Below are 13,448 nucleotides of genomic sequence, written 5' to 3'. Positions count from 1 at the left end.
ACCGTTAATAATCAGGATGATTGCTGATGTTGTGCGCAAGATCAATTGCGTAACAGCCGTAAGCGTAATCGGCGATATAACTGCCTAAAGCGTTGCTGCTGTTGCTGGATTTGTAATTCCGACAGTGGTTGATATTTAAGTGCTACATAGGCACTGCTTAGGGCAGTAAAGTCCGCTGCCACTTGAGGGGTAAGGGCGCTTAAATGTGCGTTAACCGCTGCGGCGTAATCAGACGCTGCTTGACCTTGTTGACGGGCGATGCCTTTTTTAGCTAAGCGTTGGCAAATGAGTTGATAGCGTTTATTAAGCGGATCTTGGTGGCGATCAACATTGAACAAACCGGCGTAATAGGCAATAACCAGTGCGATAATGATAAAGCTAAAAATCATTAGTAAGGCGATTTTGGTGCTGCTAACATCACCCAATAATTTTGCTAACACTTGCTGTTTACGTTGCTCGTCAAAACCTAATACCCACACACTCCAGTAGTAATCGATACTGGCAAATTGTTGGCGCAATTCATTTAACCATGGGTATTGTTTCATGTGCAGCGTGCTAAAAGGGCTGTCTTGTAAGTAGCTGCTTTGGCTGTCAAAGGTGGCGTCAAATCCATCTAATACCCGCTGCGGTGCAATCATTGCGGTAGGGTCAAAACGCTGCCAACCTTGGCCTTCAAACCACACTTCGGTCCATGCATGGGCCATGTATTGATAAACACTGTAATAACCCGCTTTGGCATTATAATCGCCGCCCTGATAACCGGTCACCATACGAGTCGGAATGCCGCTAGCGCGTGCCATAAACACTAGCGCAGAGGCGTAATGAGCACAAAATCCTGCACGGTTTTCAAACAGGAAATCATCAATTTGTTGCTCGCCAACACTAGGCGGGCTCAAGGTGTAGTAATAGGCTTGTTCAGCAAAGTAATTCATCATCGCATTAATACGCGCTTGTGGATCTGGATAATCTTTGGCGAACTGCAAACCGAGTTTTCGGGTTTTTGGATTGCTATTGGCTGGCAACGCAAGGTTTAGCTGTTGGGTATTTGAGTCGAGTTTGAGACCCATGATCGTCTCAGGATATGAGGTCACTCTATAGCTCATTCGCTGATCGACAGGCCTTAACGAATACAAACGATAATCTGCTAATTCAACCACTTGATCATTGCTGCTAAACGCTTCATCTAAGCCATATAGCCATTTTTGATGACTGGGTTCGCTAATGACCACATAGTCGATTTTTTTACTGCTAGGATTAGGATTAGCATTAGCAACGTTATTAGGGGTTTGGCGCATGGGCTTGTTAAAGTATGCTTGTCGCTGAATTTGTTGAATACTGGGGTCTTGACGCCAGGTTTTGCCGTCATAATTTTCCATCACCAGAGTACGCCAATACAAATCCTGATTGGCAGGTCCTAGGGTGCTGCCATCTGGATTATCAAAACCCACTCTAAAGGCTAATTCTGCTGAGCGAGTGAGCTTACTAATGTCACCAAATGACACTTCATCAGATAAACCTGTCTTGGCCGTTTTCATATTAGGTACTAACCATAGCGGGCCTAATCTGGGAAACACCACAAACAGTAATATGGCTAACGGAAGACTTTGTAATATTATTTTAAGGCTAAAACTGAGGTTAGCGACTTTGTTCGATTTGTCTTGGTAAACACTGATTAATACGCCGGTATTGAGCACCGCTACCGCCAATAAGTGCAGGGTATTAAGCATGCTTTGTTGATCAAGCAAGGTCAGGCCGATAAGGAAATAGCCGACTAACACAATGGCTTTAACATCTCTCAGTTCGCGCATTTCAATATATTTTAATGCGTAACCTAAAATTAATAAATTCACCAACGCATTGAGCAAACCGATTTCACTCGACACTAAGGCGAGGGTGGTTGCGGCGCCAATGGCCAAAGTGGTTACCAATAGTTTAGGCGGAGCGGCTACTTTGCCGAGAAAAATCCCCACGCGCCAAACAAAACAAATGGCACAAATACCAATGCTCCACAGGGTCGCTTGTTGATGTAAAGGGCTCAGAATAGCGACATTGGTGATTAACAACCAAAACAAGGTATTGCGGCTAATGATGGTATCAAAGTTATCGGTCATGATGGTTCACCCACGGATGAGGTTGCCACATTACCTGGATTAAAATCGGGATTCATATGTGTGGGTGCATGATAAGTTGCAATGGCGGTATGACAAGCCACTCGATGGGCTTCGCCTGTTTGCTGATTGATAATATGCTCATCCAGAATTAAGCCAAATATTTGCTGCGATTGACTTAACTTATCGACTTGCCATGCGAGTTTGCTGAGCTTGTGTTCAATGTCATTGCCCGATGTGTTGGCCAAGGTTAACCAAACGGGTAATCCTTCTGGCTCAGCAAATTCTTTGGATAACATGCCTTTGCCCTGAGCCCATTTTTTCCACGCCACTTGTTTAAGTGATTCACCGGGAATATAGCTGCGTAAGCCTTTGTAGTCGTCAACACCTGGGCGCAATTTACCATGTTCATTGTGGTTATCATTGTCGCTAATGTGGCTTGCCAATTCGATATCACACATTTCTGGTTTAGCGAAAATAACATGGTGGATGTCTAAGTCGACATAGGACCATGCGCGGCATAATCCTAACGGAAAGTAGGATGAGACTTTGATTCGCCCAGGGTTTAATTTGCCACGTTTAGGCTGTTCAAACGGCACAATCGCAATGGTTTGCTCGTGCATTTGTTTAACCCGAACATGGCGCTGGTAACTAAATTGCAAACAAATTTGTTGGTGGGTGGTGTCGGGATTATTTTGGCGTGTATGGCCAGTTAACATGATAGGAAATGGCATGCTGTCTTCGGCATAACCTTGCGGTGGCGCGACGGCATTAAATGTTAACCCAGCGAGGTTTTTATAGCTGTATATAATGCAGGTATGGAATACACTGGCAAGTAATAAGCTTAAGCCTATCACTAAGTTATTTTGATAATTGGTGCCAAACAAATACAGTAAAACGATCAACCCAATCCACACTAATCCAAAACCACTGGGGAGAATAAAAATACCTTTGTGGCTGAGGGTAATCTGCTTTTGTGGTGGCAGGCGCTTACTTATCCACCTTGACCAGCGTTGGGTTAACGATGCTGGAATTAACCGACGTAACCTAGACGGCTTAATAGCGCCATTGGCATAGGTTGTTGAAGAGTGCTTGTTTGCTGTCGTCGATTTAGCCATGTGCTTGCGCCGTTAACGTATTGGGTTGACGCTGGCGAGAATAGTGTCAGACAACGCTTGGCCTTGAAATTGACTACTGCTGCGAATGCGGTGTTCGGCAACCGAGGCAAATACCGCTTGAATATCTTCGGGTACCACGTACTGGCGTTGATTGATAAAAGCCCATGCTTTGGCTGCTTGTAGCAAAGCAATACTGGCTCGTGGCGATAACCCGTTAGCGACATTGTGTTGCCGAGAAAAATCAACCAAGGCAATTAAATAATTCAGTACCGCATCAGATGCCGACACTTGCGCCACTTGTTGTTGCAGTAGCATTAGCTCTTGCGGCGTTAAGCATTGTGATAATGATACTGGTTTATTGGCTTGAGTGCGCGATTTTAACATGGCTAACTCGGCTTCTGCGCTGGGATAACCGATAGAAATACGCATCATAAATCGATCGAGTTGCGATTCTGGCAACGGGAAGGTACCAGCTTGATCAACCGGATTTTGGGTGGCAATAACAAAAAATGGTGAACTCAGCGGATGGGTGATGCCATCGATAGTAATTTGTTGTTCAGCCATGGCTTCGAGTAAAGCACTTTGGGTTTTGGGGCTGGCGCGGTTAATTTCATCTGCCAACAACATTTGATTAAATATCGGGCCTTTATGAAAGATAAATTGTTGTTGTTCTTTGCTGTAAATGGACACCCCAAGAATGTCCGCTGGTAGCATGTCGCTGGTAAATTGGATCCGCTGGTAACTCATGCCTAAACTGCTGGCAATACCTTGAGACAAACTGGTTTTGCCCATGCCGGGTAGATCTTCAATCAGTAAATGACCTTTGGCGAGGATACAAGCGACGGCAAGTTTTATCTGCTCAGGTTTACCGAGCAATACTTGGCTTAGTTGGTTAAGTAATGTTTGAATAGTTGATTGCGACACGAAAACTCCAACTGTTAGTAATAAACCGTTGTGGGTTTATTGTAAATGACGGTTTGTAGTGATGGTTTGTCGTTTTATTCTAAAGCCATTTCTCGCTATGATTTCTAGTTATGTTTTAGCGCTTCGGTTTCTAACTTTGATATATTGCCACGATTGCTCATTGCCTGATCCATATGGCCTATTGCATTTACCCACAAGTGGACTTCAATAATCAGCCAGTCTGTACCATATTTAAAGCATACGTTATCTTGCTGACGGGTGTGAAACAAAATACACCGCCACAGCGTGGCGGCTATTGCGAATAAAAACGAATAACAACTGCTAACAAAAACTAACTGCTAGCAACTAAAAAGGTAACTAACAATTAATCGTGCTTAATAAAGGTAGCTGAGTTCTTTTGAACTAAACATTCCTTCACTTAACGATTTTTGCTGTTGGAATATCATTCGATAACTCAACACCGCTTGAACATATTCGCGAGTTTCTGTGTAAGGAATCGTTTCAATAAAACTCATCACATCTAAGCTGCCATTAGACTGTCTTAACCAACGTCTCACGCTGGCAGGACCAGCATTATACGCTGCTGTTGCCAACACGCGGTTTTGGTCAAACTGTTTAAGTAACTCACTGTAATAGGCGCTGCCTAACATAATGTTCACTTTAGGGTCGTACAGGTCTTTTACGTTATTAAAAGGTATTTTGTTCTTTTTGGCCGTTTGTTTGGCGGTAGCAGGCATTAATTGCATTAAGCCTCTAGCCCCCACACCAGAGGTGGCATACAGATAAAACGCACTTTCTCGACGAGAAATAGCGCGGATTTCGTCAATGTCTACCGAGAACTTTTTACTGGCTTTGAGGAACTCATCGTTAGCTGCCTCAGGAAAACGCAGTACAAGTGAATTCCATAATTTTCCCTGAATACTGGATTCAACACTAAACGCATGCCAGCCATTGCTTAAGGCAAATAGACCATATTGGGCGGTCATTTCACTGTTGTGGCGGCGCATTAAATACAGCCATTCGTTGCGAGCATCGATTTGCTTATCTAAAGCCATTAATTCGACTACGCGCGCCAAACCAGGGTCTTGGTTTAATGTTGCTTGCAACGCTGGATTAGGGGCTAAATTGTCGTCGTTCATCGCCAGAGGTTTGCCTAACGCTTCAGCCGCATTAAAACCGTAAAAATTACGCTCACCACTTAAGGTTGACTGTAATTGGGTTGCGCGGTTTTTGTCATGGCGCGAGGTCATTTTAGCTTGCCAATATTGCCAGCGAGAATCGACCTTACCTTGATCGCTCAATAACGCTAAATACTTTTCTACTGTGCTGAAGTCTTGCTCACGAATAGCCCAACGTAGGCGCATTTCGTATAAATCGTCCGATTTCAGTAATGGCAGCATGGTATCAATATGCGCCACCAGTTTGGCGTCTTGCTTAATCAGCGCTCGGCGGACTAAATAGCGATTGAGCTGGCGCGCTTCAAGGTCGCTGAAGCGGTTGGCTTTTTGATATTTAACGTACAATTTAATCGCTTGATGTAAATCCTTTTGCGCTAGCTTACGTAAGCCGGCATCAACAATATCGCCCACTATGGGTTTAGAGCTGGAAAACTTGTTCATGTGACGTAAAATATTAGGGTCGCGATAAACCGACAATAGTAGTTTGGCTTCATTATCGTGTTGGGTGACTTTTTGCGATAAATAACTCAGCAAACTGGATTGACTAGCATTAAAGCTGAGCAACATCCGCGCCCAAATGAGCTCCTGGGTGCGATAGCCCGCTTTAGTCCATTGGTTTATCACCGCATCGCATTCATTGGGACGTGAATAGCCATGAACCCATAAACGTTCTATGCCTTTGTAAGCCATGGTTTCGTTACCAGCATCAAGTTGAGCCTGGTAGTAATAACACTGTAAGCGCACATCGTTAGGAGTGTCTGGCGCTATCACAAGAAAGTCTTGCCAACGCTGTTTTTTACCGGCATTGAGCAGGTAGCGATAACGCGCATTGTTATAAAGTGGCGTGGTATCAAATTGGTTGATGGCATTGAGCGCTTTGTCGCCAGGAGATTGCACTATGCTGTCGATTTTTGCGTGGTAATCAAGGTAAACCGTTAATGGATAGTCGCCGAGTTGGTTGCGAAGGGCTTGATACTTGTCGAGCTGTTTTTTATCCAGAGCTTGGCGAGCATCAAGATAGCGTTGCTGTTGTGAAGTCAGCGCATTAGCTTGGCTAATAAAGGCCAATGATGTACTAAGTAATAATGCGCCTGTAATTAAAGTGTTCGCCCAAGTTTTACGCATTTAAATGACAATCTCCGCCTCTGTATTTCGTTTGCTATCAGTATGTGTTTGATAAATGATTGCTAATAAGTGTTGCTGTAAATAAATATATTACGGCTTGAGTGACTATTAACCTTGTTGCTTAAATAAAGATTAATCATCACTCATTTTATCGATTAACTATTACTGGCGTGCTTTTCGACTGACTCATCAAGTGCACGGTTGAGCAATTGTTTATCTAACTGCTTACTGGTGTCTACGCCTAATTGCTGCATGTAATGCGCTTGTCTAATGACGTTACCTTTGCCCGAAGACAATTTTGCCATGGCACTTTGATAGCTTTTATCTGCCGTATCTAGGGCGCGCCCGAGTTTTTCCATATCTTCCAAATAGCCGCATAATTTGTCGTAAATACGACTTGCTTGTTTGGCGATATTTTGGGCATTTTGATTTTGGTACTCATAACGCCATATATTATTGATAGTACGCAAAGCCACTAATAAGTTAGTCGGACTCACCAGCATAATATTTTGCTCTAAAGCGAAATTGACTAAGCTTGGGTCGTATTCAATGGCCAGTAAAAATGCCGGCTCAATGGGAATGAACATTAGCACATAGTCCAAGCTTTTAAGGCCATGCAACTTATGATAATCTTTTTGACTAAGGCCTTTAATATGCTGCCTAATTGATAATGCATGTTCTTTTATGGCTTGGTCGCGAATAACTTTGTCTTCGCTATTAAAGTAACGTTCATAGCTAACTAACGACATTTTGGCATCGATTACTACGTCTTTTTGCTCGGGTAAATGCACAATCACATCGGGCTTAAAACGCTTGCCGTTATCGTCTTTTAAATCTTGTTGGGTTTGGTACTCATGACCTTCGCGTAAACCACTTTCTTGTAGTACGCGCTCTAAAATAACTTCGCCCCAATTACCTTGCTGCTTGTTGTCACCTTTAAGTGCTTTGGTGAGGTTAATGGCGTCTTGGCTCATTTTTAAGTTGAGATCGCGCAAATTATCTAATTGATGTTTCAATGCGCTACGTTCAGATTGCTCATGAGTATACGACTCTTGAATTTGACGTCTGAAACCTTCTAATTGTTGTTTCAGTGGCCCGAGAACACCGTCAATTTGCGAGACATTTTGTTGTTTAAAGCTTTCACTGCGTTCTTCAAAAATCCGATTAGCCAGGTTTTCAAATTGCAGTTTAAGGCGTTCTTCAGCAGACTCGAGAAGCACGATTTTATCTTGTAATGACTTTTGCTCAGTTTCTGCTTTGACCAAAATCGTTTGTTGCACCGCGTTTGACTTGGCTAAGTTGAGCTGCGATTCCATTAAACGATGTTGCGTGTCGACCATTTGTTGCTCGACGAGGTTAACCCTGTCTGCTTTGGTTTCTGCGCTGGAAAGTTGGCCAATCAAATCTTCTATCTTGCTTTGCAGATGATTGCTGTGATCGATTTTATCATCGAGATTATCTTGTAATCTCGACATTTCTATTTGAACTTCGTTGAGCTGTTGAAGTGTTTGTTGTTCATGTTGAAGTTTAAGCTGCTCCCATCGTTTACGAGTTAATCGTTGATTGATTAGGGCGCCAATTAAAAAGGCAACAAACGCGACAGCAATCACAGCTGCAATTTGAGGAGGAGTTAACGACACTGCAAAAGGCATAACAAAAACCGATAGAAAATAATGGTTAAGGGTCGCACGGCTAATAAGCAGCTGCAAGGGGTAAACTAAGGATTTAATGAAATATTGTTGTTAATGATTAAATTTAAATCTACTCGCAATATTGGTGCGTACAGACAACTATGATGACATGCTCAGTGTGCTATTTTGCGAATAGATAAAGGTTAGCGGTTTTTAGTTGTTTTTAACCATCAGCTGAAATAAAAATAGCTTTTTACCTGTCTATTGAGAGACGTAAGGCAGATTATAGTGACACTTGGCTGTCGACAAATATTTTAACGAGGTGATTTATGACCGGTAAAAAACGTTTTACTCAAGGCATACAAAAACGTGCTTCTTGGCATATTCCTGATAACCAAGTTACGCCTGAGTCGGTATTTAATGATCGTCGTAACATTATTAAAGCCTTAGGGTTAGGTGCATTAGGAGCGAGTTTACCTGGTCAGGTTCAAGCCGGTATTTTTGATTTGTTTGGCGAGCAAAAAGCACAAAATCCTTTTGTCACTCAAGGATTGCAATACGCCACACCTGCCAAATTTGTGTTACCTAATCCTAACACCCCTGAAGACAAGGTGACTCGTCACAATAATTTCTATGAGTTTGGTACCAACAAATCGGACCCAGTTGATAATGCCCAAGGGTTTAAGGTTGATCCATGGACGCTAACCATCGATGGTTTAGTCGATAAACCGATTACCCTAGATTTACATGAGCTGACAACCCGTTTTGCCCTAGAAGAACGCACTTATCGCTTACGCTGTGTTGAAGCTTGGTCGATGGTGGTTCCATGGGTCGGTTTTTCGTTAGCTAGCTTACTTAAACAAGCCGGCGTGCAAAGTAATGCGACTCACATTGCTTTTGAAACCCTGTTTGACCCGGACCAAATGCCTGGACAAAAGAGTCGCTTAATGGGTGGTGGGATCCATTACCCGTATGTTGAGGGTTTAACGGTTGCCGAGGCAATGAATGATTTATCGTTTTTAGCCGTAGGCTTATATGGTAAAACCTTGCCGCCACAAAATGGTGCCCCAATCCGCTTAGTCGTGCCTTGGAAATATGGCTTTAAAAGTATTAAGTCTATTGTGCGTATTCGGGTGATGGATAAACAGCCTCCGACAAGCTGGAACCAATTGGCCTCGAGTGAGTATGGTTTTTACGCCAATGTAAACCCAGAAGTTGACCATCCTCGCTGGTCGCAAGCATCTGAGCGCAGTATTGGTGAAGGCGGCTTATTTTCTGCTAAACGTATTCCTACGCAAATGTTCAATGGTTATGGCGATTCAGTGGCCGATTTATACAAAAATATCGATTTGAGGAAGTTTTACTAATGCGGATAAGCCCTCGAGGTCTGTTTTGGTTAAAGGTGTTGTTGCATATTAGCTTTTTATTGCCAGCCTTTTATCTCGTGGCGCTAGTGTTAACAGACAATGCGGGCGGCGATCCGGTGCAGTATATTATTCACTATACCGGCATGGGCGCGATCAATAGCCTGTTAGTGACGTTGCTTATTTCGCCCATCGCCAAGCGTTTTAAAATAGCAGCGCTGATACAAACTCGTCGATTAGTGGGCTTGTATGTGTGCGCCTATGCGCTGCTGCACATCAGTGCATTTATTAGCTTAGATTTGTTGTTTGCGTGGGGATTATTGTTTGAAGAGGTCATAAAGCGGCCTTATATTTTAGTTGGCGCGGCGACCTTGATTATCATTTTATTACTGGCGATAACCTCTCCGAACCGGATTAAACGCAGTATGGGTAAACGCTGGCAATCATTGCACAATTGGATTTATCTGGCTGCAATATTGGCACCTATCCACTTTTATTGGTCGGTAAAGTCTGAAATTATTGAACCTAGCATTTATATTGCGCTATTTGCGGTGCTATTGTTTTACCGCAAAGACAGTATTTATAAATGGTTGAAGCCGAAAAAATAACCCAAACTATGGCTAACGCCTCAATCTTTGATTGAGGCCGTTGGTTGAAAATGCCGCAAACACAGTAAATATCATCACTGATATCATGATAATGGCCAATCTTAACCAAGGCTGTTCGAGTGCAATGCGCATATCGATGAAATTGAACGTGGTTACCGCCCACACAAATACCACGCTGATCAGTAACCCCAGTTTGAGTAATGTGCGCACAAATGAGTGTCTAATGAACATCAGCAATGGTGAACAGATGGCGATAATAGCCATTATATGCTGATCGAATCGTAAGAAATGTGCGCCCAATAATAGGTAAGCCAAGCTAATAATGGTTACTCGCCACCACATACTAATTCTCCTCAATAACGTGCGATAACAAATGTCATCAGTAACGTAGTCAATAACATCATTGCCAGTATTACTAGCGTATTAATTGACCTTGACTGACGCAGCATAACGTTAAATGGGGGCCGAATCTTGATTGTGGTTCACATATTACTTAATTACATCTGCTTAGAATATTAACGACTATCAAACTGATCTTTGTTCCGCTAACGGCGTTGCGCCTTGTTAGCAAAACAAATGACCTTTATTTTGCAGCTTCTAAAGCGGCAATTTTAGCCCAAACCTGTTCTGATTCAGCCGTGAGTAATGAATAGGTTTTAATATCGCCTTTACGCTGGGCTTGCATGGCTTGTTCGAGTATTAAATCATAGCTTTTACGTAATTTTTTGACTGGGTCTGGCTTTAAAAATGAAAACATTGTGTAACCCTTAGTGATGATTATTTGCATATGGTACGAGTGCTGTGGGATTTCAGCCCAATATCATTCACGCTCTTTTCCACTATGTTCCTCGTTATGCACATCGTATTACTGAGGATACAGCGAGTTATTGCTCAAAGGATATTGTGGTTGGCCTTATGGATATTGATTCATTTTCACTATAAAAACAAATCATTACCGTGCTGGTAATGAACGGCATCGAAAGATTAGTGCTGCTAAATTATCGTTAGAGTTACTAACTCTGAGGTTAAAATAGAAATCGTTTCAGTGATAAATTATTATTAATTATCAATGTGATAGATTCTCTATCACTCACACTTTCAAAAACCTATTGCCGATAGGTTTTTAGTTTGACATACTATTGCGTACTTTGTTAAGAGAACTTTGTAATGCAATTAGGCGATCTAGAAAAGTTAGTACTTCAATTCCTTTGGTCTGAAAAAGAAGCCGATGCGAAGCGTGTTCATATTGCAGTTGGGATGAGTCGTGGTAACTCGTTAAACACGATTCAAACTACATTAGATCGATTATTTAAGAAGAGTCTGTTAAGCCGAACTAAGCAGGGGCATGCACATTTGTATACCGCTATAGTCGATCGTGAATCGCTCATCGCCACGTTAATTACAGATGTTACAGCCGATTTTATCGAAGATGGCGAGCATAGTCTTATTGCTGCTTTTGCTTCCTCGTCAGCCAATCTCGATGATGCTCAATTTGAAGCGTTGGAAAAACTTATCGAACAGCAACGCCAGTTACGTAGCAGGAAAATATAAGATGCTAGAGGGTAACGAGGCTATTTTGTTGAATTTAATGAGTGTTGCAATAACGGCTTTCGTTATCGTGACGATATTAATATCTGCCATTATCCCGTTGATTAAAAATAACCTCAATTCATTTGGTTTTATTGCTCGAAATCGAACGTTATGGCTATTAGCAACCGCGCCTTGGTGGATAGCTTTATGTTGCGTTGTCATATTTTTTCCACGTCAAGATACTAATAATGTAATCGCTTTGATGGAAAAAATTGCTCATTGGCACCATATTGATGTGTTCAAGTTTACAAGCTGGCATGGCTTAACGTTGGTTGTTGCAGCCCTCATATTGGCTGTGATGGTTAACCTTGCGTTTGTTCAAATTCGTCGACACTCAATCGCGATGCACAACCTTTTTAAATTTTCAGATGTGCAACCTATAAGTTGTGATAATAATCAGACTATTTTTTCTATTGCATCAAGCATTCCAGCAGCTTTTACAATTGGCTTGATCAAGCCTAGGGTTTATCTTACCACTGGATTACTTCAACAACTTGAACCATTGGCTCTGGATATCATTATCCAACATGAATTAGCACATGTACGTGCAAGAGATCCTCTATTTAAAAGTATTTACTCTTTTTTCTGTCTGCTTTATCCAAAGCCAATTCGGCGCATTTTACAACAGCATTTTACTTTGCTCACAGAACAACAAGCAGACTCCGCCGTAACGGGTTATCACGATAACCTTGATGTGGCACAAACATTAATTTCAGTCGCCAAGAAACAACGTCAGTTTCCTCATCGTTGTGAGGGGAGTGTGGTTAGTCATTTTAGTCATGATCAAATTACTTTGCGGGTACAAAAGCTTCTATCACCACGGAGCCAAATATCCGAACTTACTCTGGTATTTACGGGACTGTGTTTTCTAACTGCAATGCTGTTTACGGTATTAATGGTAGATGGTTTTCACCATCTAATTGAAACTTATTTCATCCATTAAATCAGACTATGAATCAATCAATTCGTTAGAACCGTAAAAGTAAAAAACCGATGACCAACTGATTTATTTGTTTTGCTTACCACACTCCACTATATCGAATGTTACATACCCATAAGGAAGTTATTTTGACTGAAACAGACACTTTGGAGCCATCCAATGCTAAGTAAATTATCAAGCTATTGCTTGTTCGCAATCCTCATTGGTTGTGCTTTTATCAGTATCGACGTATTTGCCCATGGGGTTGATGACAACACTCGAGCTTTTTTAGAACAAAATAGTGGCGTGCAGTTTGTACCTTTTCTCTACATTGGTGCTAAGCACATGATTACCGGCTATGACCACTTATTATTTCTGGTTGGTGTTATCTTTTTCTTATATAGAAGCCGGGATGTTTTCTTATATGTCACGATGTTCACTATTGGCCATAGCACTACCTTACTACTTGGTGTTTTAGGTGATATTCAAGTTAATGCCTACCTCGTTGATGCGATTATTGGTTTATCTGTCGTGTACAAAGGATTTGATAACTTAGGCGGCTTTAAGCGTTGCTTTAATTGGCAGCCTAATACCCAATGGGCAGTATTAATTTTCGGATTGTTTCATGGTTTAGGTTTAGCGACTAAGTTGCAGGAGTTTAATTTACCAAAAGAAGGCCTTTTTACCAATCTAGTGGCCTTTAATATTGGGGTAGAACTGGGTCAATTTGCTGCGCTAGTGGTTATTTTGATTGTCATTAATGTATGGCGAAAATGGCCTTCATTTCAGCGTTTTTCTACGCTTACAAACACACTACTAATGAGCGCGGGTGTCATGTTGATTGTGTATCAACTGACTGGCTACGTAATTAATAAATAAAAAA

Annotated in this window: 12 protein-coding genes; 5 read left to right on the top strand and 7 right to left on the bottom strand. The window is 42.0% G+C overall.

Going from position 1 to position 13,448, the window contains the following annotated elements; genetic code table 11:
* Positions 1-41: 41 nt before the first annotated feature.
* From HNW13_RS13470 to rmuC, 5 genes are all read right to left on the bottom strand, one after another.
* Entirely contained in the window at positions 42-2,111 is a 2,070-nt protein-coding gene (locus HNW13_RS13470) for a DUF3488 and transglutaminase-like domain-containing protein (RefSeq protein ID WP_192115976.1), read from the bottom strand.
* Positions 2,108-3,226 (bottom strand): DUF58 domain-containing protein, encoded by a 1,119-nt coding sequence (locus HNW13_RS13465; protein ID WP_192115975.1) that lies wholly within the window; start codon positions 3,224-3,226, stop codon positions 2,108-2,110. The genes HNW13_RS13470 and HNW13_RS13465 overlap by 4 nt, the downstream gene beginning before the upstream one ends.
* A 12-nt stretch (positions 3,227-3,238) precedes the next feature.
* On the bottom strand, positions 3,239-4,150 hold the full coding sequence (locus HNW13_RS13460) for a MoxR family ATPase (protein ID WP_192115974.1): 912 nt from the start codon (positions 4,148-4,150) through the stop codon (positions 3,239-3,241).
* 374 nt (positions 4,151-4,524) lie between these two features.
* Positions 4,525-6,453 (bottom strand): transglycosylase SLT domain-containing protein, encoded by a 1,929-nt coding sequence (locus tag HNW13_RS13455; RefSeq protein ID WP_192115973.1) that lies wholly within the window; start codon positions 6,451-6,453, stop codon positions 4,525-4,527.
* Between the two features lie 155 nt (positions 6,454-6,608).
* Positions 6,609-8,105, bottom strand: a complete 1,497-nt coding sequence (gene rmuC, locus HNW13_RS13450; RefSeq protein WP_101087970.1) for a DNA recombination protein RmuC — start codon at positions 8,103-8,105, stop codon at positions 6,609-6,611.
* A gap of 308 nt (positions 8,106-8,413) precedes the next feature.
* Here rmuC and msrP point away from each other — a divergent pair, with 308 nt between their 5' ends.
* Together msrP and msrQ are read left to right on the top strand one after the other, a co-directional pair.
* Complete coding sequence (gene msrP / locus HNW13_RS13445; protein WP_192115972.1) at positions 8,414-9,451, top strand: protein-methionine-sulfoxide reductase catalytic subunit MsrP; 1,038 nt, start codon at positions 8,414-8,416, stop codon at positions 9,449-9,451.
* Positions 9,451-10,056, top strand: coding sequence for a protein-methionine-sulfoxide reductase heme-binding subunit MsrQ (gene msrQ, locus HNW13_RS13440; protein WP_101087974.1), 606 nt, complete (start codon positions 9,451-9,453; stop codon positions 10,054-10,056). Before msrP ends, msrQ begins: the two co-directional genes overlap by 1 nt.
* Before the next feature lie 12 nt (positions 10,057-10,068).
* On the opposite strand, the gene HNW13_RS13435 is transcribed toward msrQ, so the two are convergent.
* Both HNW13_RS13435 and HNW13_RS13430 read right to left on the bottom strand, forming a co-directional pair.
* Positions 10,069-10,398 carry a hypothetical protein gene (locus HNW13_RS13435; RefSeq protein ID WP_101087976.1) on the bottom strand — a complete coding sequence of 110 codons (330 nt, stop codon included), beginning with the start codon at positions 10,396-10,398 and terminating at the stop codon, positions 10,069-10,071.
* 241 nt (positions 10,399-10,639) lie between these two features.
* Positions 10,640-10,813, bottom strand: a complete 174-nt coding sequence (locus HNW13_RS13430; protein ID WP_157822828.1) for a DUF6435 family protein — start codon at positions 10,811-10,813, stop codon at positions 10,640-10,642.
* A 410-nt stretch (positions 10,814-11,223) separates the two neighbouring features.
* Between HNW13_RS13430 and HNW13_RS13425 the strand changes: the two genes are divergently transcribed.
* The 3 genes from HNW13_RS13425 to HNW13_RS13415 all read left to right on the top strand — a co-directional run bounded on the left by HNW13_RS13425 (position 11,224) and on the right by HNW13_RS13415 (position 13,444).
* On the top strand, positions 11,224-11,607 hold the full coding sequence (locus HNW13_RS13425; RefSeq protein ID WP_101087978.1) for a BlaI/MecI/CopY family transcriptional regulator: 384 nt from the start codon (positions 11,224-11,226) through the stop codon (positions 11,605-11,607).
* Position 11,608: 1 nt separating this feature from the next.
* Positions 11,609-12,589 (top strand): M56 family metallopeptidase, encoded by a 981-nt coding sequence (locus tag HNW13_RS13420; RefSeq protein WP_192115971.1) that lies wholly within the window; start codon positions 11,609-11,611, stop codon positions 12,587-12,589.
* Positions 12,590-12,745: 156 nt separating this feature from the next.
* The gene (locus HNW13_RS13415) at positions 12,746-13,444 is read left to right on the top strand and encodes a HupE/UreJ family protein (protein ID WP_101087982.1); all 699 of its coding nucleotides are present in this window, start codon (positions 12,746-12,748) and stop codon (positions 13,442-13,444) included.
* The last annotated feature ends 4 nt before the right edge of the window (positions 13,445-13,448 follow it).

Source organism: Shewanella sp. BF02_Schw (genome assembly GCF_014596695.2).
Classification (GTDB): domain Bacteria; phylum Pseudomonadota; class Gammaproteobacteria; order Enterobacterales; family Shewanellaceae; genus Shewanella.
The sequence above is the reverse complement of the archived record's forward strand: the minus strand, read 5'-3'. Positions and strand labels throughout refer to the sequence as shown.

Excerpts from the sequence above, each read along its gene's own strand:
- HNW13_RS13470 (WP_192115976.1), bottom strand. The coding sequence starts at position 2,111 with ATGACCGATAACTTTGATACCATCATTAGCCGCAATACCTTGTTTTGG.
- HNW13_RS13465 (WP_192115975.1), bottom strand. The coding sequence starts at position 3,226 with ATGGCTAAATCGACGACAGCAAACAAGCACTCTTCAACAACCTATGCC.
- HNW13_RS13455 (WP_192115973.1), bottom strand. The coding sequence starts at position 6,453 with ATGCGTAAAACTTGGGCGAACACTTTAATTACAGGCGCATTATTACTT.
- rmuC (WP_101087970.1), bottom strand. The coding sequence starts at position 8,105 with ATGCCTTTTGCAGTGTCGTTAACTCCTCCTCAAATTGCAGCTGTGATT.
- msrP (WP_192115972.1), top strand. The coding sequence starts at position 8,414 with ATGACCGGTAAAAAACGTTTTACTCAAGGCATACAAAAACGTGCTTCT.
- msrQ (WP_101087974.1), top strand. The coding sequence starts at position 9,451 with ATGCGGATAAGCCCTCGAGGTCTGTTTTGGTTAAAGGTGTTGTTGCAT.
- HNW13_RS13435 (WP_101087976.1), bottom strand. The coding sequence starts at position 10,398 with ATGTGGTGGCGAGTAACCATTATTAGCTTGGCTTACCTATTATTGGGC.
- HNW13_RS13430 (WP_157822828.1), bottom strand. The coding sequence starts at position 10,813 with ATGTTTTCATTTTTAAAGCCAGACCCAGTCAAAAAATTACGTAAAAGC.
- HNW13_RS13425 (WP_101087978.1), top strand. The coding sequence starts at position 11,224 with ATGCAATTAGGCGATCTAGAAAAGTTAGTACTTCAATTCCTTTGGTCT.
- HNW13_RS13420 (WP_192115971.1), top strand. The coding sequence starts at position 11,609 with ATGCTAGAGGGTAACGAGGCTATTTTGTTGAATTTAATGAGTGTTGCA.
- HNW13_RS13415 (WP_101087982.1), top strand. The coding sequence starts at position 12,746 with ATGCTAAGTAAATTATCAAGCTATTGCTTGTTCGCAATCCTCATTGGT.